Genomic DNA, 20,345 nt, shown 5'->3' with positions numbered 1-20,345 from the left:
CGAGGAGGAACCATGCAGCACGACCCCCATGCGCACACGCAGGTCACCGAGGTGGCCCTGCCCGCAGAACTGACGGAGCCGCTGCCCGACGACGCGACCCCCGCGATGCTGATCGCGCGGACCGCGGCGGAGACGGCGCTCGGTGTGCCCGGCGTGCACCACCTCGGCGGGACCGTCTCCCGAGCCGCCGACGAACTGCGGAAGCGGCTCGGCCGCTCCGCCGGCACCGCGGGTGTCCAGGTCGACGACGACGACGACACCTTCGCGGTGCACGTCTCCGTGATCGTCACCTACCCGCGGAATGTCCGCGAGGTCGCCGACGAGGTGCGCCGACAGGTGATCGCTGCCGCCGGTCAGGTCTCGACCGAGCCGACCACGGTGGACGTCCGCGTCCTCGACGTGCACGGACCGTTCGACGACGAACCCTCGCCCGTCGAGCGTGCCGCCACTGCCGTCGGCGACGCGGTGCAGGACGCCGCGAAGGCGACCAGCGACACCACCAAGCGCGTGGCATCCGCCACCGTCGATGCCACGAAGCAGGCAGCGGACGCCACCGCCGAGGCAACGAAGCGCGCCGCGGACGCCACGGCCGACGTGACCAAGCAGGCTGCGGAGGCCACCGCGGACGCGACCAAGCGTGCCGCCGACGCGACGGTCGACACCGCTCGACGCACAGCCGACGCCACCGCGGACACGACGAAGCGTGCCGCTGCCGCGAGCGCCGACGCCACGAAGCGTGCCGCCGACGCGACCGCGGACGCAGCGGAGCGGGCCGTCGACGCGACGGCCGACACGGCTGGCCGTGTGCACGACGCCGCATCGGACGCACTCGACCGGGCGTCGGAGGGCGCCCGGGACGCCGCGGACACCGCCCGCGACGCAGCCGACCGCACACGGACTGTCGCAGCGGCCGACGACACCGCTGCGACCTCCGACCCGGCCGGTGAGACCGCCGCCGACGCAGCGGTGCGTGCCGCCGACTCCGCCGAGGACGCGGCGCAGGACGCTGCCGATGCTGCGGCCGACGCCAGCGAGGCAGCGCGGGCAGCCGCCCGCGACGCCGACCAGCCGACGATGCCGGCCGCGGACCGCCCGTGACCACCGCCTGGTCCGGCGGTCGTCGGCCCCGTGACCGACGGCCCCGTCCACGCGGCGTGTGGATCGCGGGTGGCATCGGCGTGGTCCTGGTCGCCGGGGTCCTGCTCGGGGCGTTCCTGCCCCTGGTCGGCTTCCTCGGCGGCGTCACGGCCACCACCGCGGGCCTCGTGCCCTTCCCGTTCATCCGGGTCACGGTGCTCGCGGCGCTCGGCCTGGTCGTCGTGTTGGCGCTCCTCGCGCTGGCGCTCACCCGGCGGCACACCACCACGGCGACGATCGCCGTGGTGCTCGCCGTGCTGGTGAGCATCGCCGTCACGATCGTCCCCGTGGTGCTGGTGGCCGTCGGCTCCGCCGACCGCGCCGGCGACGTGTGGCCCATCGTCACCGAGCTCTGGCAACGCTTCACCGGCTGAACCGCCAGCGGGCGGTCAGGAGGCCCGGATCACCTGCGCCGATCGGCGCGCGTGATCCGGGCCTCCGGTCCGCTAGCCTCTCGACGTGAAGCGTCTCTCCCCCGGCCAGCGCTGGGTCATCGGTCTCGGCGCGTTCGCACTCGTCTGTCTCGTCGTCGGGATCATCGCGATCGCCGTCGGCGCCGGTTGGGGGATCCTCCTCGTCGTCGTCGGGCTGCTGCACCTCGGCCTGACCGGCCTGGCCGGTGCACTCGTCTGGACCTCGACCCCGGCGATCGCTCCGCGGCCCGTCAAGCGTCCGACGCCGCGCCCCGGCGAGACGCACCGGGTCTTCTCGTACGGCACGCTCCAGCAGCCCCTCGTGCAGGAGTCGCTGTTCGGCGACCACGTCCCCACCACGCCGGACTCCCTGCCAGGCTGGCGGCTCGACTGGGTGACGATCACCGACCCCGACGTCATCCGGACGAGCGGCTCCGACCGGCACCCGATCCTGCGCCGGGGCTCCGCCGGCGACGTCGTCGAGGGTGTGGCCCTGACGCTCGGGTACGAGTGGCAGCTCCGCGCGGTCGACGGCTACGAGGTCGCCGACTACCAGCGCGTACGGGTCACGCTGGCCTCGGGCTGGACGGCCTGGGTCTACGTGGCGGCCGACGAGGCCTGAGCCGCGGCGCGCAGCCGTTCCAGCCCCTCGTCGATCGACACCGACGGGGTCCACCGCAGGTCGCGCCGGGTCCGCCGCTGGTCGAACCAGTGCGCAGTCGACAGCTGCTCGGCCAGGAACCGGGTCATCGGCGGCTCGTCCTCGCCCGGTCGGACCCGCCAGACGGCCTCGACCACAGACCCCGCGGCCCGTGCGACCGCGGCCGGCACGTGCCACTGCGGCGGTCGGACGCCCGACGCCGTACAGATGCCGGCGAGCAGGTCGGCGACCGGGCGGGGCTCACCGTTCGTGACCACGTAGGCGTTGCCGTGCACACCGTCGTCCATGGCGTGTTCGAGCGCCGCGACCATTGCCGTCGCGGCGTTGTCGACGTAGAGCGTGTCGATGAGCGCGGCACCGGAGTCGAGCAGCGGGAGCCGTCCGGCCCGAGCCCGCTCGACGATCCGTCCGACGAGCTGCGTGTCGCCCGGACCCCACACCAGGTGCGGCCGGACCGCCACGACGGCGAAGTCCGGGGCGTCGGCGTCGAGCGCCAGCAGCTCCGCCGCGGCCTTGGTGCGGGCGTAGTCGCCACGGGCACGGGACGGTTCGGCCGGACCGGCGTCGGCCCCCACGAGCGACGACCCGGTGTGCGCGACCGACGGTGACGACACGAAGACGAAGCGCCCGACCCCGGCGGCACGGGCGGCCCGCAGCAGCGAGCGCGTGCCCTCGATGTTGACACGGGCGAAGTCGGCCGGGTCCCCGGCGAGCGACACCTTCGCGGCCAGGTGCACGACCGCCTCGACCCCGTCGACCGCGCGGGCGATCGCGGCGTCGTCCGTCATCGTCCCGGCGACGTCCTGGACGCCCGGCACCCCGGAGGGACGGCGCTGGAAGGTCCGGACCTCGTGCCCGGCGTCCCGCACGGCTGCGGCCGTGGCTTGCCCGAGGAACCCGCTGGCCCCGGTGACCAGGACCTTCACGGACGCACCATCCGGCCGCCGGACAGCACCGAGCCGGCCCAGCGGGACAGCCGGGTGCGGTCGACCTTGGAGTTGTGCCGGATGTCGGTCGGCAGCACGGGCACGACGAGCACCGCGGCGAGCCGTACCCCGGCGGCGGCACGGACCGCTGCGGCGAGCTGCGGCGACGCCAGACCCGGCCGCCGTACGGCGGGGTCGGTCTCCACGACGGCCACCACCTGCTGCGTGCCGACCGGACCGATGCCTGCGACGCCGGCGCGTCCGACACCGTCGACGCCCTCGATCCGCTGCTCCGGACCCACCGGCGTGACGACCCGGTCCGGAGTGGTGAGCACGTGCTGCAGCCGGCCCTCCACCCAGATCCGTCCCGCGGCGTCCAGGTGCCCGACGTCCCCGGTGCGGTGCCCGCGCGGGTCGTCGACGCCGAGGCGCGAGACCCGGTCGGTTCGCCAGAGCCGGTCGTAGTGGTCGCGCACGTGTGGTGCCGCGACGACGATCTCGCCGGTGACCCCGGGCTCGTCCGTCAGGGCTCCGGTCGAGCGCCCGGAACCGTCGAGCGGCGCGATGCGGACGCGGACGTTCGCTGCCGGCACCCCCACGCAGATCCCCTCGTCGTCGGACCGCCCGGCGGCTCGGACCCCGTCGAGGTCGACGTCCGTCATGAGCAGCCCTTCGGTCATGCCGTAGGGGGTGTGCGCGCTGGCGCTCGGCATCAGCTCGGTCGCCGCGGTCAGCAGCGCAGCCGAGACGGGAGCCCCGGCCGACAGGAACAGCCGCACGCCCCGCAGTGCCTGGCGGTCGGCGTCGGTGAGTTCCGAAGCGGTCGCGACGACGTTCGCCAGGGCCGCCGGCGACAGGAACACCACGGTGGCATCAGCCGCGGCGACCGAGGCCGCGACCGCCTTCGCCGTCAGGGTGCGCGGCGCGGTGACGTCCATGTCGGGCGCGACCGACCGTGCTCCGAGGGCCGGGCCGAGCAGCGCGAACGGTGCGAAACCGGCGACGAGCCCGGTGCCGACACCGACGTCGTACTGGGTGGCCAGGGCGTCCCGGACGGCACTGAGCTGCCCGTGCGTGTACACGACGCCCTTCGCCGGGCCGGTCGATCCCGAGGTGAAGAGCACGGCAGCGGGCGCGTCAGACGACGGGGCCGCCGGCAGCGCGGTGCCGTGGGCGAGACGGCGGGCGCCGCGGCGGGCGACGTCGACGAGCGTGTGCTCCACCCGCAGTGCCTTCCGGGCCGGCGCGGGCAACGAGACCGTCGCGATGCGTCGCCCCGGCCAGCCGAGCGCACGCGCGGCACCGAGCCCGGGCAGCGCGCCGATGATCCAGTCCGGTCGGGCTCCGCGGACGGCCCGGGTCAGGCCGCCGAGTCCGAGTCCGGCGTCCGCGACGACGACGACCGCCCCGATCCGCACGCAGGCGTACAGGACGGCGGTCAGGTCAGCGCCGGGGGTCACCAGGAGCGAGACACGGTCGCCGCTCCGGACGCCCAGGTCGTCGAGCCCTGCGGCGATCTCGTCGACCCGTCGGGCGAGCAGCCGCCACGTGATCGTGCGGGGGCCGCCGGCGGCGGCCATCTCGACCAGCGCGGGTTCGTCGCGCTCGCGCAGTTCGTCGAGCCGCGCCCAGAGCGGCGGGGTCGCCTGTGCGGGCGGTCCCGGGTCCACGGCGGACTGGAGGCCCGTGGGGGCCTGGGCAGGACGGCCACCGTCCGGCAGGCGGTCACCGAGCCAGTCGAACACCGCGCCCGTCACGTCGGCGTCCTCGGGCAGCAGGTGCCCGGCGCCCTCGAACCTGTGGACGTCGGCGTGCGGCACGCGTTCGGTCAGGTCATCGAGGTAGCGCTCGAGGAACACCGGGTCGCGCGGACCCCAGAGCAGGAGCACCGGCACGTCGAGCGCGGCGACCCCGGCGGCGATGCGGTCGAGTTCCGGGGCGCTCCGGTGCTGGGCGTCGACGGGGATGTCCGCGACGAAGCCGCCGATGCCCCCGCGTCGGGCGGCACCGCGGTAGGGCGCCCGGTAGCCGTCGGCCGTGGCACGGTCGAGCTTCGGGTGCGCGATGGCCAGGGTGGTCTCGAGGAACGCCGGGGTCACGACCGTCGCGCGGCCGAGCATCCCCGGGCCGAGGGCGAGCCGCAGCGGTGCCGGGATCGGGGCGTCGTCGGGCTGGTGCACGGCGGTGTTGCACGTCATCGCGGCGGCCAGGACGTCCGGGTGGTCGACCGCCCACCCGAGCGACACCACACCACCCCAGTCTTGGCCGAGGGTGACGACCGGTCCGGTCAGCCCGAGTTCGTCGGTCAAGGCCCCGAGGTCTGCGACGCGCTGCGCGAGTCCGCGCTCGACGCCGGTGCGCTCCGAGAACCCCATGTCGAGCTGGTCGACGGCGACCACGCGCCAGGCCGGACCGCCAGCCTGGGCGACCTCGAGCGAGGTGCGGAGCACCGACCGCCACAGGTACGACCAGGTCGGGTTGCCGTGCACGCACAGGATCGTGCCGACCGGTTCCACACCGAGCGCGGCCAGGGCGCCGGCCGTGTCGAGGAGGTGCCACGTGCGCGCGGCGCGATCCGTTCCTCCTGAGCGATCACCGGACCACTCGGGGACCGTGACCAGACGCGACCAGGCCGGGTCGAGGCCGGGCAGGGAGGGCGGCTGCGTCGCCGGAGCCGTGCTCGCGGCGACGCGGGGCAGCCGGGACCTCACCAGTGGAGTTCCATCATCGCCGTGTTGATGCCGGAACCGACGCCACCCAGGAACACGCGGTCACCGCGACGGATGCCGCCGGAAGCGACCTCGTCGGCCAGGGTGATCGGGATCGACGCGGGACCGACGTTGCCGAAGCGCTGGTAGGTGGTGGGGACCTTGTCGCGCGGGATGCCGATCGCCTCGACGAAGGCGTTGGTGTGCACGTCGGAGACCTGGTGCAGCACGTAGCGGTCCATGTTCGCCCAGTCGAAGTGGGCGCGGGCCTCGGTCCAGGCGGCGACGACGAGCTCCATGCCGCCCTTGAGCAGCATCTTCGCGTCCGTGAACATGCCGTCGACGCTGCCGACGCACAGGTCGTACCACTGGGTCGCCGCACGGGTGACGCCGCCGACGATCCGGTGGCCCTCGGGGTGCAGGTCCGCCGGGCCGAGCACGGCCGCAGCAGCGCCGGACCCGAGGGTCAGGCTGGCGAACTCGCTCATGAAGTCCTTGCGGTTCCGGCCGCCCTGGTTGAGGCGGTCGATGGTGTTGAGCTGCACCTGGTCGGCGTCCTCGCCGTCGACGACGAGCGCGTACTTGATCTGCCCGGAGTCGATCATGCCCGCGGCGACGCTCATGGCGTTGACGAACCCGAGGCAGGCGTTCGCGATGTCGAAGTTGATCGCAGACGACGGCAGGCCGAGCCCGTGGTGCAACCGCACGGCGACGCTCGGCTCCAGGTGCGGGCGCGTCACCGAGGTGTTGATGAGCAGCCCGATCTCGTCGGGACGGACACCGGCCTCGGCCATCGCGCGACGTCCGGCGTCGATCGCGGCGTCCTGGAAGGTCTGCCCTTCGCCCCAGTTGCGACGCTCGATGACCCCGGCGACGCGCTCGAGCAGCCCCATCGGCAGACGGAGCCGACGGAGGACCCCGCGGAGCTTGGCCTCGATGTCGGCCGAGGTCGTCACACGCTCCGCCGTGGTGGTCGCCACGGAGAGCAGTGAGACGTTCCGGTGCTTCGCCGTGGCGTTGCCGGGCTGCTCCGGTTCACTGCTCGATGCCTGGTCGACCGGCCGTTCCGTCATGATCGTCACCGACACATACTTCCGCATCTGGCCTGTGTGCGCGATCCGGATGCGCTGGACGGCTCCGGATCAGACGTCCTTCGGCAGCTTCCGCACCTTTGCTCGCCGCTTGCGGCGCTCCGGGATCATCGACCGCATCTCCTCGAGCTTGCCGAAGCAGAGCAGCCGGTCGCCCGGTTCGAGGGCGACGCCGCTGCGCGGGTTCGGGATGACGTTCGAGCCGCGGTGCAGCGTGAGGACCGTGATGTCCCGGTCCCAGAGCCCGGACTCCTTGATCGTCTTGCCGACCAGGTCGGCGTTCGTGTGCACGAGGAGCTCGGCGACGCCGTAACCCGTCGAGACGGACAGCCGCTGGCGGACGTCGATCTCGGGGAACGCGACCTGGTTCGCGATGAAGTCGACGACGGCACCGGCGATGTCGAGGCCGGTGGCACGCTCGACGCCCTCGAGCCCTGGCGACGAGTTGACCTCCATCACGAGGGGCCCGTCGTTGCCCTCGAGCATGTCGACGCCGGCGACCTTGAGTCCCATGATCTGCGCCGAGCGCACGGCCACGGCCTCGTACTCGGGCGAGAGCGTGACCTTCTCGACTGTGCCGCCGCGGTGCACGTTCGAGCGGAACTCGTCACCCGAGGCGGTCCGGCGCATCGCCGCCACCACCCGGTCACCGACGACGAGGGCCCGGATGTCACGACCGCGGCTCTCGGCGATGAACCGCTGGATGAGGACGTTCTGCTTGGTGGAGTGCAGGGTCTCGACGATCGACTCGGCCACCTTCGCCTCGGGTGCCAGGATCACGCCGATGCCCTGCGTGCCCTCCAGGAGCTTGATGACGACGGGCGCGCCACCGACCCGTTCGATCGCGCCGCGCACGTCGTTGCGGCCGGCCACGAAGGTCGTCGCCGGCATGCCGATGTCGTGCCGCGACAGGATCTGGTTGGCCCGCAGTTTGTCGCGCGAGTTCGTGATGCCGTTCGCCGTGTTCGGCGTGTAGACGTCCATCTGCTCGAACTGGCGCACGACGGCGGTGCCGTAGTAGGTGATCGAGTTGCCGATGCGCGGCAGCACCGCGTCGTAGTCGCTCAGCAGCTTGCCGCGGTAGAGCAGGTCCGGATCGTCACCGGACAGGTCGATCGCGAAGCGCAGGGTGTTGAGCACCTTGACCTCGTGGCCGCGGTCGAGTGCCGCCGCTCGGAGGCGCTGGGTCGAGTACGCCTGGGGCGCGCGCGACAGGATGGCGAGTTTCATCGGGGGGGGTTCTCCGCTGGGTCGGATCGACGGCGACGCCCCATCAAAGCATGCGGACGTGGCCACGGAGCATGCGACAGGATGGGCACATGGCGCGAGCTCCGAAGTCCTCCGACAGCGGGCTCGTCGTCGCCGGGTGGCGGGAGTGGGCGGGACTGCCGGACCTCGGCGTGCCGTGGATCAAGGTGAAGCTCGACACCGGCGCCCGGACCTCCGCGTTGCACGCCTTCGACCTCGAGGAACTGCCCGGCGAGCGGGTTCGGTTCTCGCTGCACCCCTGGCAGGACACCGATGCCGACGCCTCCACCATCGAGTGCGACGTGCACGACCGGCGGATCGTGCGCAGCTCGACCGGACACACCCAGGAGCGCATCGTCGTCCGCACGCGGATCGCGTTGGCCGGGCAGGTCGTCGAGTCCGAGGTCACCTTGAGCAACCGGGACCAGATGGGGTTCCGGATGCTCATCGGTCGCGAGGCGCTCCGGCAGGGCTTCCTCGTCGATCCTGCGCGGTCCTTCATGGCCGGGCGGGCTCCGAAGGAGATCCGGCGCCGCAACCGCGGACGCGCCTGAGCGCTCCTGGTCGCGCGACGCGGGCCGTGGGGTGACCGGTCGACGGCCTGGAGGCGCGGTGCGGGGCTGCCACGGGCCTCACGTCCGCCTCGACGCGCGTCTCGGGCGTTGCCCGGGTCAGCGACCCAGGTGGCGGCCGAGGAAGGCGAGCTGCTGGGGCGCCAGGCGGCGCCAGTAGCCGCGCGTGTGGGCGCCGGGTGCGAAGCCCCCGGCCGGAGGCGTGTCGAAGCCGTCGACGTAGGCGTGCACCGCCGGCGCGAACCCGTCGCCGTTGCCGCAGTCGACGCGGACGGCGACGCCATCGAGCGCGCGCTGCCGGCCGAGGACGGTGTTCGCGCGGAAGTCGGCAGCATCGTCGAAGGCGCCCCGGGCGGTGTCGGCGGCCGACTTCCAGAGCGCCGGGCTGATGGCCGAGACGGCTCGGACGCGCTCGGCACCGAGGACCCCGCCGAGCCGGAGCGCTCCGAAGCCACCCATCGAGTAGCCGGTCAGGGCGAGGCGGTCCGTGTCGAATCCGCGGCGGGCGATCAGGGGCAGGAACTCGTCGACGACCATCGCGGCGGGATCGTCCCCGTCGGCTCGTGGGTGCCAGTAGCGGTTGCCGCCGTCGATCGAGGCGATCGCGAACGGGGCTCCGCCGTCGGCGACGTGCGCCGCGAGGAACCGGTCGTAGCCCAGGCTCCGCCCGAAGAACGAGGTGTGGTCGTCGCCGTAGCCGTGCAGGGCGACCGCAACCGGCAAGGGGGCGTCCGACGCCGGGGCCGCGATGGTCCAGCCGACGGTGCGGCCGTTCCGCGCCGCCGACACGAAGGTGCCGGAGGTGGTGGGGACGGGCTCGACGTCGGGGACCGTGCCGTCGGTGCCGTCCAGACCGAGGACCCGGTACAGGGTGGAGCGTCCGGGCAGCAGGCTCAGGTTGATCGCCTCGGCCACGGCTCCCGCGGCGACGACGCCCGTGCCACCGATCAGCAGGGAACGCCGCGTGATCGTGGCAGCACGCGATCGGGTCATGGGGTGGGCGCCGTTCCCTCTGGGGTGGTGTGTTCCCGGATGAGGGACGCGGCGACGGACCGTGCCGTCGTCGTGTCGAGCGCGGGGTCGCGCAACCGCATCGCAAGGGAACCGGAGACGACGAGCAGCAGCTGGTCGGCGAGGGCCTCGGCACGGGGACCGACCACCGGCACCGCCTGTGCCACGAGCCGCCGACGCAACGTGGTGGTCTCGAGGTCCAGCACCTGTCGGACCTCGGCGGGGGCGTCGGCGTACTCGGCGGCGGTGCCGAGGAAGGCGCACCAGCGGGAGCCCGTGGGCGTCGAGCGGTAGTCGTCGAGGGCGTCGAACACCGCCAGGAGTCGGCCCAGGTCGTCCCGTTCGGCGGCGACCGCACGGTCCCAGGTGGCGATCCAGTCCTCGTGGCGACGGGTGAGGGCCGCGGCGACGAGCGACTCCTTGCTCGCGTAGCCGCGGTACAGCGTGGCCGTCGAGACCCCGGCCCGTTCCAGGACGGCGTCGATCGGGGTGGCGGCGATGCCCTGTGAGAAGAAGAGCTCCTCGGCGGCGTCGAGCAGCCGTTGCTCGGTCCCTGGGCGCATCACCATGAGAGCACCCTAGGCTCTGAAAAGTGAAACGATCGTTTTCGTTACGACACCGACTGCTCCTCGTGAGCGGACTCGGCCTGATCGCCGCCACCTACGGGCTGGTGCGCCTGGCGTACGGGCTGTTCCTGCCCGACGTGCAGCGCGACCTGGGGCTCCGGTCCGACGCCGCCGGGTGGGTCTCGTCGGGCGCCTCGGCGCTGTACTGCGTCGGTGCGGTCGCCGGCTTCCTGCTCGCCGCACGGATGCCCCGGGTGCTCGTCGCGGTCTCGACCCTGGTGGCGGGGGTCGGTGCGATCGCCATGGCGGCGGCCGGCGGCTCGCTGGCGTTCGGCATCAGCGCCGTGGTCGCGTCGGCGGGTGCCGGACTCGCGTCCCCCGCCCTCGTCCGGATCGTCGCCGAGCAGGTGCCGTCGGCGCTGCTCGGTCGAGCGCAGGCGATCGTGAACGCCGGTACCGGCCCCGGGCTCGTGGGCGCCGGGGTGCTCGCACTCGTGCTGCTGCCCGACTGGCGGACGGCCTGGGCGGTGTCCGGGGTGTTCGCCCTGGCCGTCGGCGCACTGCTGCTCGTGGCGTCCCGCGGCGGGGCTGCCGCGTCCCGGGCACCACTGCCCGGCGCTCCGTGGTTCGCGGCACACCGAGGGGTCCTCCTGCTGGCGCTGCTGTTCGGGGCAGGCTCCGCCGTCGTCTGGACCTACGGACGTTCGGCGCTGGTGGAGGCCGGCGCATCGGTCGTCGTCTCGGTGTCGGCCTGGATCGCGCTCGGGATCGGCGGAGCGGCCGTCGTGGTCACCGCGCGCTGGACGAACGGGTTGCGCGCCCGGACGCTCTGGGCGGTCACGGCGGGGGCGGTCGCCGTCGCCGTCGTGGCACTGGGGGCAGCGCCGCAGTCGACGGTCGCGGCGCTGCTGGCGTGTGCCGTGTTCGGCTGGGGCTACACGGCGGCGACCGGAGCGCTGATCGCGTGGACGACCGAGATCGATGCCGAGCGGTCGTCGGCGGGCACGTCGATGCTGTTCGTCGCACTCGTGCTCGGGCAGGCTGTCGGTGCGGCGGGTGCCGGAGCGCTCGTCGGTGCGATCGGGTTCGTCGCGACGTTCGTGGTCGGGGCAGGCGTGACCGCGGCGAGCGCCGTGCCCGCGGTGGTCCGTCGGCGGGGTGCCCTCCGTGCGGTCAGAGCAGCGGGCGGAGCTCGATCTTCCGGTTGCACGCCTGCGACGCCTGGTGCGCCACCCGGGCCGCCGTCTCGGCGTCCGGGAGGTCCATGACCCAGAACCCGGCGACGTACTCGTCGGCGCTCGTCGCGGGCCCGGTCGTGGCGTGCCTGGGCGTCGTGTCGTCCGCGTCTCCGCGGGCGTCGACCACTATGGCGTCGGCCGGTGCGGAGACACCGGCGGCGAACACGATCGCGTCGGCCATCCGTTCGTTGAAGGCATCGACCGCAGCAGCTTCGGCGTCGGTCGCGGAGGACGTGTTGCCGACAGCGGCGGCCTGGCCGTCGTCGATGACGTTGACGAGGAACTGCACGGCGTCTCCCCTGCTCGTTGGCGGGAGGCTACTCCTGCCGCGCATCGACGGACGCGTTCGCTGTGAAGCTGCTGCTCCACTGGGACATCCGCGGATGCGGCAGTTTCACGTTTACCATCTGTGAACATGAACACTTCCACTCGAGGAGCTGCAGTCGGGACTCGCCTCAGGCCAGGGCGCGGATGGCAGACGCCGGTGTTCCTCTGCAGTGCCGCCGTGGTCGCGTCCTTCGTGTTCGTGGTCGAGGGGCTGGACGCCCCGCGGCTGCCGGTCCTCGCGGGCGCCGCGGTCGTCGTCATCGCGCTGTGGCTCGTCGCGAGTACCCGGCGGGTCGTCCCCCTCGGAGGCAACCGACTGATGACCGTCGCCTGGGTCGCGACAGGTGTCCTCTACGTCCTCGCCGTCGCCCCGCTCGATGCCGCGCTGCTCCGAGGACTCGACGGGTCGACGTCGGTGGTGGCCTGGGGAGCGACCGCGCTCGTCGTCGCAGCACCCCTCTTCGTGGCGGCGGTGCGGGCTCGGCCGGGGCGTCGATGACGAGCGGCTCCCACCCTCGGCACGAACTCGACGACCGGATCCACTCGCCGGTGCGGTTCTCACTGCTCGCTCTGCTCAGGACGGTGGACGAAGCGGAGTTCGGTGTCGTCCGGGACGCACTCGAGGTCAGCGACTCAACGCTGTCCCAAGCAGCGGCGACTCTGGCAGAGGCGGATTTCCTCCGCATCCGCAGACTTCGCGTCGGGCGGAGCACGAGGAGCTGGCTCGCCCTCACCTGCGCAGGACGAGATGCGTTCGAGCGGCACTTCGCCGCCATCCGGGCGATCGCCGAACCCGCCAGGTGACCGCCGCACCGTGAAGCGAGCGGACGCCGAGCAGCCCAGCGCGGTGGCGACATCGCACCGGGATTCCGCTAGCGTTTCGAAAGTGGGGACGACGGCGGAGTGGTCGCGACTGCCGGTGGGGCGGCACGAGTACCGGCAGGACACGGTGCTCGCAGTCGTGCTGGCCGGCGGGCTCGCCGTCACGACGTTCCTGTACGGGTCGGCCGGTACGTACGGTGACGACCAGGCCGAGTGGTGGGTCTCGGCACTGATGATCGTCGCAAACGCGGCCCCGATCGCGTTCCGCCGCCGGTTCCCGATGTCGGTGGCCCTCGTGTCGGCGGCGGCGTTCGCCGCGACGCAGCTGCTCCAGGTGCCCGAGGTCTTCCTCGTCAACTTCACGCTCTTCATCGCGCTGTACACGGTGGGTGCGTGGTGCTCCGACCGGGTGCGGGCCGAAGCGGTGCGCTGGGTCGTCATCGGCGGGATGTTCGCGTGGCTGTTCGTCGCGATCTCGTTCGGGTGGGCGTCGCCGAACGCGCTGCCGAACGACACCGACTCCCCCGTGGCGCCCTACGTGGCGATCTCGCTGCTCAACATCGTCATCAACGTGATCTACTTCGGCGCCGCCTGGTACGCCGGCAACCGCGCCTGGGCCTCCGCGGTCGCACGGCACCAGCTCGCCGAACGCACCGCCGAACTCGCCGCCGAGCGGGAGCGGTCCGCGGCGCAGGCCGTCACGATCGAGCGGGTCCGGATCGCCCGCGAACTGCACGACGTGGTCGCTCACCACGTCTCGCTGATGGGCGTGCAAGCGGGTGCTGCACGGCGCGTGATCGACCGCGACCCGGCTCAGGCCACCGCCTCACTCGGGGTGGTCGAGGAGAGCGCCCGCACCGCGGTGGAGGAACTCCGGCGGATGCTCGGCACCCTGCGCTCCGACGACGACGCGGACGGCCTCGGGACACCGCAGGGCGACGGTCCGAGCACCGAGGGCATCACGCGGATCGCCGAACTGGCCGAGTCCGCCCGGGTGGCGGGCCACCCCGCCGAGTACGTCGTCGTGGGCGACGAGCGCCCGGTGCCGCCGACGGTGGCCGCGGTGGCGTACCGGATCGTGCAGGAAGCGGTGACGAACATCCTCAAGCACGCCGGACCGACCGCCCGCGCCGACGTCCGGCTGCGGTACCTGGACGACGGCGTCGAGGTGGAGGTCACGGACGACGGGCTCGGTGCCCGTGCCGCCCGGAGCACCTCCGGCAGCGGCCTCGGACACGTCGGGATGCGGGAACGCGTCGCCGCCGTGGACGGACGGATCGAGATCGGGCCACGAGCCCGAGGAGGTTACCTGGTGCGGGCATGGCTGCCGACGACGTGAACGCGACGACCGACCTGACCATCGTGCTGGTCGACGACCAGGAGCTCGTCCGCGCCGGGTTCCGCGTGATCCTGGAGTCCGAGCCCGGGTTCCGGGTCGTCGGCGAGGCCGCGGACGGCGCAGGGGCGGTCGAGGCCGTGCAGCAGCTCCGTCCGGACGTGGTCTGCCTCGACGTGCAGATGCCCGGCGTCGACGGGCTCGAGGCGGCACGACGGATCGCGGCACTGCCGGACCCACCGGCGGTGCTCATCCTCACCACGTTCGACAGCGACGACGCGCTGTTCCAAGCGCTCGAGGCGGGGGCGAGCGGGTTCCTGCTGAAGAACGCCTCCCCCGAGCGGCTGATCGACGCGGTGCGGACCGTCGCCGCCGGGGACGCCCTGCTCGCGCCGGACGTCACGCGCCGGGTGATCAGCCGGGCGACGGCGTCCGCTGCGGCCCAGTCCTCGGCGACCACCACCGCGACGACTGCGACGACCGACACGACGACCACGACGGGCGACGACGCACTCGCCGCGGCCGGGCTCACCGAGCGGGAGACCGAGGTGCTGCGACTGCTCGCCCGCGGCCTGAGCAACGCGGAGATCGCCGCCGAGCTCTACGTCGGGGACGCCACCGTGAAGACCCACGTGTCGAACGTGCTCCAGAAACTCGCACTGCGCGACCGGATCCAGGCCGTCGTCTGGGCGTTCGAGCACGGCGTCGCCGGCTGACCGGACCGGACCGACGCGCGCTCCTCCCCCACGTGGTGGAGCCGGCCACCCACCGGAGTCCCGTCTGGCGGCGGAGGCGGGGCGTGCCTCCCGGCCAATAGCGTCGGGGACAGCGACGACGAGCGTCGCGACGAAGGGGAACGACATGCTCACCATCGAAGGGGTGACCAAGCACTTCGGCGACCGCCGCGTGCTCGACGACGTGGGGTTCACGGTCGGCAGCGGCCGCCTCACCGGCTTCGTCGGCGGCAACGGTGCCGGCAAGACCACCACCATGCGCATCATGCTCGGCGTGCTCCAGGCCGACGCCGGCTCGGTCTCGATCGACGGCACCGCGGTCCGTCCCGCCGACCGCCGCCGCTTCGGCTACATGCCCGAGGAACGCGGCCTGTACCCGAAGATGCCGGTGGCCGAGCAGATCACCTACCTGGCCCGGCTGCACGGCGTCGACAAGCGCGCCGCGACGACCCGCACCGGCGAGCTGCTCGAGCGCCTCGAACTCACCGCTCACGCCGGCGACCCCGTCGAGAAGCTCTCGCTCGGCAACCAGCAGCGCGTGCAGATCGCAGCGGCGCTGGCACACGACCCCGAGGTGCTCGTGCTCGACGAGCCGTTCTCGGGCCTCGACCCGATGGCCGTCGACACGGTGCTCGGCGTCCTGCGCGAGACCGCGGCCCGCGGCGTCCCGGTGCTGTTCTCGAGCCACCAGCTCGACGTGGTCGAGCGGCTGTGCGACGACGTCGTCGTCATCGCCGGCGGCACGATCCGCGCCGCCGGTCCGCAGGAGGAACTCCGCAAGCAGGCCGGTCCGGCCGCCTGGGAGCTGCTGGTCGACGGGGACGTCGCCTGGCTCCGGGACGAGCCGGGGGTGGCCGTGCGGGAGTTCGACGGCGGGTACGCGGTCTTCGAGGCCGACGCCGCCACCGCCCAGCGCGTCCTGCAGCGTGCCGTCCAGCACGGCACCGTCGGGTCGTTCTCGCCGCGGGTGCCGCGGCTCAGCGAGGTCTTCCGGGAGGTCGTCCGATGAACAACTCATTCGTGCAGGCCGTGCGGCTCGTCTCCGCACGTGAGATCCAGGCACGTATCCGCAGCAAGGCCTTCGTGGTCTCGGCACTCATCCTGATCGGCATGGTCGTCGCATCGATCGTCGTCGGCGGGATCGTGAGCAAGGCCACCGCCGACGACACCACCCCGGTCGCGGTCGTGGACGGCGTCTCACTGCCGACCACCAGCGGACTGGACGTCACGAAGGCGGCATCGGTCGACGACGCCGAACGGCTCGTGACCGAGGGCGACGTCGACGCGGCGATCGTGCCGTCGGACGACCCGCTCGGCTACGAGGTCGTCGGACTCGACGAGGCACCGTCCGAGGTCGTCTCGGCGTTGAGCGTCGCCCCGCGGATCGAGCTGCTCGACCCGGACGCGTTGCCCGGTGGCCTGGTCTACCTCATCGCCATCGCGTTCGGCGTCGTGTACTTCGCGTCGGCGGTCACGTTCGGCCAGTCGATCGCGCAGAGCGTCGTCGAGGAGAAGTCGACACGGGTGGTCGAGATCCTGATGTCCGCGATCCCGGCCAGGGCGCTGCTCGCGGGCAAGGTCCTCGGCAACAGCATCATGGCCTTCGCCCAGATCGTCGCGGTGGCCGTCGCCGCCATCGTCACGTTGGCGGTGACCGGGCAGGACAACATGTTCGCGATGCTCGGCCCGAGCATCCTGTGGTTCATCGGCTTCTTCGCGATCGGGTTCGTGCTCCTCGCGTCGCTGTTCGCCGCGGCGGCCGTGCTGGTGTCACGCCAGGAGGACGTCGGCAGCGTCACCACCCCGGTGATGATGCTCGTGATGATCCCGTACTTCCTGATCATCGTCGCGTACGACAACCCGACGATCCTCGGCATCATGTCCTACGTGCCGTTCAGCGCCCCGATCGGCATGCCGATGCGGATCTTCCTGGGGACGGCCGAGTGGTGGGAGCCGATCCTGTCGCTCGTCATCGTCGCCGCTTCGGTCGTCGCGGTCGTGGTCATCGGCGCCCGCGTCTACGAGAACGCCCTGCTCCGCACCGGCAGTCGCGTGAAGCTGTCCGAGGCGCTGCGCGGCTGACGCCGCAGCCCCGGCGGGTCCGGCCGGGAGGCCCGCCCACGTGAGCAGATCCGCTCACGTCGGGCGGGCCTTCCGTCGTCAGTCCGTGCGCACCGAGAACACGTCGCCCGGTTGGCAGCCGAGCACCTCGCACAGCCGGGTGAGGGTCGAGAACCGGATCGCGCGTGCCCGGTTGTTCTTGAGCACCGAGAGGTTGACGACGGTCACACCGACACGGTCGGCGAGCTCGGTCAGGGTCATTCCCCGCTCGGCCAGCAGGTCGTCGAGGTGGCAGACGACGGCGTGGCCGTCCTCCTGTTCCGGGGGCATCAGACCAGGCCGGCCTGGTCCCGCACCATCCGCTGCGAGGCGGTGAGCGCGAACCGGAAGCAGATGACGACGAGCAGGCCGAGGTACACCGGCAGGAACTGGTGGTCGACCACCGGGGTCGGCAGGTACCCGTCCCAGCCGAGGCCCGACACCACCCAGTTCCACCCCATCCGGCGGACGAACGACGGCAGGAACCCGGCCACCAGCACCGCGCCGGCGAGCCAGTCGAGGATCCGGGTGGTCGAGCGGTCGAAGAGCCCGCCGCGTGAGATCTTCCAGGCCACCGCCGCGACCAGGGCGATGAGGGCGCTGACGAGCAGGACCTCGAGGGCGTCGCCGACGCGGATGTACCCGATCGCGCCGCCCGGCACGTCGGCGACCGGTGCCCGGAGCACGAGCTGGTCGGAGGTGACCGCCGCACCGCCGGGGGGCTGCGGGACGGCACTGGTCTCGCGCATCCGGATCGGCACCGCGACCGTGCCCGAGGTGATCGAGCGGACGAGTTGGTCGACGTACCGCCACACCACGAACACGATGCCGATCGCGCACGAGACGACGTAGGCCAGGTAGGAGTTCCGCCCGCGGGGCGGTTCGTAGACGGGTGTGGTCATGGCTGCTTCCCCTGTCGATCATCGATACCATCGAATTTCGATGCAACGATAAACGATAGGTCCAGTGCCGGCAACCCCTAGAGCAGACCGAAGGCCGCCTGCATGCCGAGGCTCGTCCCCGCCACCAGGACCCAGAGCGCGATCCCGAGCAGCATCGGTCGGAACCCGGCTCGTCGGAGCGCGGCGAAGTCCGTGGAGCATCCGATCGCGGCGAGCGCCACCGTGATGAGGAACGAGGCGGCCGTCGCGAACCCCGGCGCCACGGACGCGGGCAGGACCCCGACCGTCCGGAGCAGCACCACCACGAGGAACCCGATCAGGAACCACGGCACCAGCCGGAACACACGGATTCCCCGACCCGTCCCCGAGGCGGGGTCGAGGTGCTCGCGTGAGGCGCGGCGGGCCTCCAGTCCGGCGAGCCCGATGACGATCGGGATGATCATCAGGGTGCGCACCAGCTTCACGACGACCGCGGTGTCGGTCGCCTGGCGGCCGTAGACCGTCGCGGTGGCGACGACGGACGACGTGTCGTTCACGGCGGTGCCCGCGAAGACGCCGAAGGCGTGCTGGCTGAGGCCCAGGGCGTGCCCGAGCAGCGGGAAGGCGAAGACGGCCGCGATGTTGCAGAGGAAGATCGTCGACATCGCGTAGGCGACGTCCGCACTGACCGCACCGATGACGGGTGTCACGGCGGCGATCGCCGAGGCACCGCAGATGCCGGTCCCGACACCGATCAGGGTGCGGAGTGCGCCCGAGACCCGGAGCAGTCGACCGATCCCCCAAGCGGCCACCAGGCAGACGACGAGCGTCGCGAGCATCACCGGCAGGGTCTCACCGCCGATGCGCAGGACCTCGCCGATGGACAGCTGCGCGCCGAGCAGGACCACGGCGAACTGCAGGACCCGGCTCGACGAGAACTTCACGCCGGGAGCCAGCGCGGCGAGTGTGCCACCGGTGCGACGTCGGACGAGCCACCCCACGACGGCACCGATCAGGACGGCGGGGACGGGGCCGCCGACCACCGGGACGACCCGGCCGACGAGGGTGGCGACGATGCCGATCGCCACGGCGAGGGCGACACCGGGTGCGGCGGCACGGACGGACTGCATGAAGACAGCATGTCGCGCCCGCGGACGATCCGTGCCGTGACGGGCAGGATGGGACGGTGGAGTACTCGGGGGAACGGTGGGTGCAACGGCTGCGCGACGGGGAGATGCCGAAGCGGTGGCCGTTCTTGCTCGGCTTGGCGATCGTGACCGTGGCCGGTGGCACCGGGGTCGTGTTCTCGATCACGCACCTCGACGCCTTCCTGCACTCGGATGCACGCCGTCCGTTCGCCGTTCCGCTGTTCTCGGTGATCCTGCTCGTACTCGGCCCCGTCGCAGTCGTCCTGTCGCGGATGCGCGGCCGGAGCGACCGACGGATCCTCGCGCACATCCGTCGGCACGGCACGACGCCGCGTTTCCACCTGCCGGTCCTGCGCACGGGCGAGTACACCCTCGACGACTTCCCCGAGCCGAGACCCGAGATGTGGACGGTGGACGCCGCCGGGCTGCACGCGTGGTCGCCGGAGCGGGAGACTCCGGTGTTCGACCTGGCATGGCGTGCTGTCGGTTCGTTCGAACTCGCCTCGGCTGAGGTCCGTGGGCAGCGGGCGGACACCGGCATCTGGATCATCACCGAGGCCGTCGGACGGTTCGCCGTGCAGCCGCGGCCAGCGATCGGACGGCCCTTCGGAGCCAGCGCGACGAAGATCCACATCGAGTTGCAGGTGCTCCGGTCACTGCACCGGCAACTCGGGTCCCAGCAGGACGCCGGGCGTCCTGGTCAGACACGGACCGAGCGATGAGCCCGGCGGACGAGCCGTGGGTGCAACGGCTGCGCGACGGGGAGATGCCGAAGCGGGGGCCGGTGCTGCTCGCAGCCGTCGTCACCACGGCGGTGGGGGTCGCCGCACTGGTCGCCGAGTTCGCGTTCCCGGACTTCCTGCGCGGCATCGACAACGCGCGGACACAGGGGTCGTTCGTGCTGTGGCCGATGCTGGTCGCCGGGTTCGGGGTGCTGCTGGCCGTGTCGACACTGTCCGCCGGGCGAGGCGACCGCCGGACGCTCGCGCACATCCGAGCGGGGCGGGCACCCCGATTCCACCTGCCCGTGCTGACGTCCGGCCTGCGCACCTCCGACGACTTCCCGAAGCCCCGCCCCGAGGTCTGGACCGTCGACGAGTTCGGCCTGCACGCGTGGGCACCGTCACGGGACGCGCCGGTGTTCGACCTGCCGTGGGCGCGCATCCGGCGGTTCTCCGTCGCGACGAGGGAATCCCGCGGTCAGCGCGCCGACTTCGGCGTCTGGATCAGCACGACCGACGGTGACGACGTGGTCGTGCAGCCGCGGTCTGCCCTCGGACGCGGGTTCGAGGCCGGACCGGACAAGCTCGCCTCCCTCGTGCGGGTCCTCCGCACACTGCAGCGGCAACTCGGTGTGGCCTCCGCGCCAACTGACCCTCACTGAGCGGGTGGGGTATCGCCCGTCATCTCGACCCGGCCGGTCTCG

General features: G+C 72.5%; 23 protein-coding genes. 13 read left to right on the top strand and 10 right to left on the bottom strand.

Translation table 11 applies throughout. The features are described 5' to 3' along the window. Positions 1–12 precede the first annotated feature (12 nt). From Q9R26_RS00555 to Q9R26_RS00545, 3 genes are all read left to right on the top strand, one after another. Positions 13–1,098: an Asp23/Gls24 family envelope stress response protein gene (locus Q9R26_RS00555; RefSeq protein ID WP_311226257.1), complete on the top strand. Its 1,086-nt coding sequence runs from the start codon at positions 13–15 to the stop codon at positions 1,096–1,098. Next, complete coding sequence (locus tag Q9R26_RS00550) at positions 1,095–1,511, top strand: MFS transporter permease (RefSeq protein WP_311226256.1); 417 nt, start codon at positions 1,095–1,097, stop codon at positions 1,509–1,511. Before Q9R26_RS00555 ends, Q9R26_RS00550 begins: the two co-directional genes overlap by 4 nt. An 85-nt stretch (positions 1,512–1,596) precedes the next feature. Then, on the top strand, positions 1,597–2,172 hold the full coding sequence (locus Q9R26_RS00545; protein WP_311226255.1) for a gamma-glutamylcyclotransferase family protein: 576 nt from the start codon (positions 1,597–1,599) through the stop codon (positions 2,170–2,172). Here Q9R26_RS00545 and Q9R26_RS00540 read toward each other — a convergent pair. From Q9R26_RS00540 to Q9R26_RS00525, 4 genes are all read right to left on the bottom strand, one after another. Then, entirely contained in the window at positions 2,148–3,137 is a 990-nt protein-coding gene (locus Q9R26_RS00540) for an NAD-dependent epimerase/dehydratase family protein (RefSeq protein ID WP_311226254.1), read from the bottom strand. The genes Q9R26_RS00545 and Q9R26_RS00540 overlap by 25 nt on opposite strands. Further along, positions 3,134–5,848: an alpha/beta fold hydrolase gene (locus Q9R26_RS00535; RefSeq protein ID WP_311226253.1), complete on the bottom strand. Its 2,715-nt coding sequence runs from the start codon at positions 5,846–5,848 to the stop codon at positions 3,134–3,136. The genes Q9R26_RS00540 and Q9R26_RS00535 overlap by 4 nt, the downstream gene beginning before the upstream one ends. After that, positions 5,845–6,918, bottom strand: a complete 1,074-nt coding sequence (locus tag Q9R26_RS00530) for a 3-oxoacyl-ACP synthase III (RefSeq protein WP_182064995.1) — start codon at positions 6,916–6,918, stop codon at positions 5,845–5,847. The genes Q9R26_RS00535 and Q9R26_RS00530 overlap by 4 nt, the downstream gene beginning before the upstream one ends. Positions 6,919–6,987: 69 nt before the next feature. Continuing rightward, positions 6,988–8,166: a RimK family alpha-L-glutamate ligase gene (locus Q9R26_RS00525; protein ID WP_209135636.1), complete on the bottom strand. Its 1,179-nt coding sequence runs from the start codon at positions 8,164–8,166 to the stop codon at positions 6,988–6,990. Between the two features lie 89 nt (positions 8,167–8,255). On the opposite strand from Q9R26_RS00525, the gene Q9R26_RS00520 reads away from it, so the two are divergent. Beyond that, the gene (locus tag Q9R26_RS00520; protein ID WP_311226252.1) at positions 8,256–8,738 is read left to right on the top strand and encodes a RimK/LysX family protein; all 483 of its coding nucleotides are present in this window, start codon (positions 8,256–8,258) and stop codon (positions 8,736–8,738) included. Positions 8,739–8,855: 117 nt separating this feature from the next. Here Q9R26_RS00520 and Q9R26_RS00515 read toward each other — a convergent pair whose 3' ends face one another. Further along, complete coding sequence (locus Q9R26_RS00515) at positions 8,856–9,749, bottom strand: alpha/beta hydrolase-fold protein (RefSeq protein WP_311226251.1); 894 nt, start codon at positions 9,747–9,749, stop codon at positions 8,856–8,858. Further along, the gene (locus tag Q9R26_RS00510; protein ID WP_311226250.1) at positions 9,746–10,336 is read right to left on the bottom strand and encodes a TetR/AcrR family transcriptional regulator; all 591 of its coding nucleotides are present in this window, start codon (positions 10,334–10,336) and stop codon (positions 9,746–9,748) included. Before Q9R26_RS00510 ends, Q9R26_RS00515 begins: the two co-directional genes overlap by 4 nt. Before the next feature lie 23 nt (positions 10,337–10,359). Here Q9R26_RS00510 and Q9R26_RS00505 point away from each other — a divergent pair, with 23 nt between their 5' ends. Beyond that, the gene (locus Q9R26_RS00505) at positions 10,360–11,601 is read left to right on the top strand and encodes an MFS transporter (protein WP_311226249.1); all 1,242 of its coding nucleotides are present in this window, start codon (positions 10,360–10,362) and stop codon (positions 11,599–11,601) included. Here Q9R26_RS00505 and Q9R26_RS00500 read toward each other — a convergent pair. Continuing rightward, the gene (locus tag Q9R26_RS00500; protein ID WP_311226248.1) at positions 11,507–11,860 is read right to left on the bottom strand and encodes a YciI family protein; all 354 of its coding nucleotides are present in this window, start codon (positions 11,858–11,860) and stop codon (positions 11,507–11,509) included. The genes Q9R26_RS00505 and Q9R26_RS00500 overlap by 95 nt on opposite strands. A 216-nt stretch (positions 11,861–12,076) precedes the next feature. On the opposite strand from Q9R26_RS00500, the gene Q9R26_RS00495 reads away from it, so the two are divergent. The 6 genes from Q9R26_RS00495 to Q9R26_RS00470 all read left to right on the top strand — a co-directional run bounded on the left by Q9R26_RS00495 (position 12,077) and on the right by Q9R26_RS00470 (position 16,872). Beyond that, positions 12,077–12,397 (top strand): hypothetical protein, encoded by a 321-nt coding sequence (locus Q9R26_RS00495; RefSeq protein WP_311226247.1) that lies wholly within the window; start codon positions 12,077–12,079, stop codon positions 12,395–12,397. After that, positions 12,394–12,702: a transcriptional regulator gene (locus Q9R26_RS00490; protein ID WP_311226246.1), complete on the top strand. Its 309-nt coding sequence runs from the start codon at positions 12,394–12,396 to the stop codon at positions 12,700–12,702. The genes Q9R26_RS00495 and Q9R26_RS00490 overlap by 4 nt, the downstream gene beginning before the upstream one ends. An 82-nt stretch (positions 12,703–12,784) precedes the next feature. Beyond that, a complete protein-coding gene (locus tag Q9R26_RS00485; protein ID WP_311226245.1) occupies positions 12,785–14,059 on the top strand; it encodes a sensor histidine kinase in 1,275 nt (424 codons plus the stop codon). Next, on the top strand, positions 14,041–14,772 hold the full coding sequence (locus Q9R26_RS00480) for a response regulator transcription factor (protein WP_311226244.1): 732 nt from the start codon (positions 14,041–14,043) through the stop codon (positions 14,770–14,772). Before Q9R26_RS00485 ends, Q9R26_RS00480 begins: the two co-directional genes overlap by 19 nt. A 145-nt stretch (positions 14,773–14,917) precedes the next feature. Beyond that, positions 14,918–15,799, top strand: coding sequence for an ABC transporter ATP-binding protein (locus tag Q9R26_RS00475; RefSeq protein WP_027465984.1), 882 nt, complete (start codon positions 14,918–14,920; stop codon positions 15,797–15,799). Then, positions 15,796–16,872, top strand: a complete 1,077-nt coding sequence (locus Q9R26_RS00470) for an ABC transporter permease (protein ID WP_182064980.1) — start codon at positions 15,796–15,798, stop codon at positions 16,870–16,872. Before Q9R26_RS00475 ends, Q9R26_RS00470 begins: the two co-directional genes overlap by 4 nt. Before the next feature lie 78 nt (positions 16,873–16,950). Here Q9R26_RS00470 and Q9R26_RS00465 read toward each other — a convergent pair whose 3' ends face one another. From Q9R26_RS00465 to Q9R26_RS00455, 3 genes are all read right to left on the bottom strand, one after another. Then, positions 16,951–17,181 (bottom strand): helix-turn-helix transcriptional regulator, encoded by a 231-nt coding sequence (locus tag Q9R26_RS00465; protein ID WP_071245067.1) that lies wholly within the window; start codon positions 17,179–17,181, stop codon positions 16,951–16,953. Continuing rightward, entirely contained in the window at positions 17,181–17,792 is a 612-nt protein-coding gene (locus tag Q9R26_RS00460; RefSeq protein WP_182064979.1) for a hypothetical protein, read from the bottom strand. The genes Q9R26_RS00465 and Q9R26_RS00460 overlap by 1 nt, the downstream gene beginning before the upstream one ends. Before the next feature lie 77 nt (positions 17,793–17,869). Then, positions 17,870–18,901: a putative sulfate exporter family transporter gene (locus tag Q9R26_RS00455; protein ID WP_311226243.1), complete on the bottom strand. Its 1,032-nt coding sequence runs from the start codon at positions 18,899–18,901 to the stop codon at positions 17,870–17,872. Positions 18,902–18,957: 56 nt separating this feature from the next. On the opposite strand from Q9R26_RS00455, the gene Q9R26_RS00450 reads away from it, so the two are divergent. Together Q9R26_RS00450 and Q9R26_RS00445 are read left to right on the top strand one after the other, a co-directional pair. Further along, entirely contained in the window at positions 18,958–19,641 is a 684-nt protein-coding gene (locus tag Q9R26_RS00450) for a hypothetical protein (protein WP_311226242.1), read from the top strand. Further along, positions 19,638–20,303: a hypothetical protein gene (locus tag Q9R26_RS00445; protein WP_311226241.1), complete on the top strand. Its 666-nt coding sequence runs from the start codon at positions 19,638–19,640 to the stop codon at positions 20,301–20,303. Before Q9R26_RS00450 ends, Q9R26_RS00445 begins: the two co-directional genes overlap by 4 nt. Positions 20,304–20,345: the final 42 nt, after the last annotated feature.

Origin of the sequence: Curtobacterium sp. BRB10 (assembly GCF_031844325.1) — a bacterium.
GTDB lineage: Bacteria > Actinomycetota > Actinomycetes > Actinomycetales > Microbacteriaceae > Curtobacterium > Curtobacterium poinsettiae_A.
Note: the sequence above shows the minus strand (reverse complement) of the source record. Positions and strands in the feature narration are given on the sequence as shown.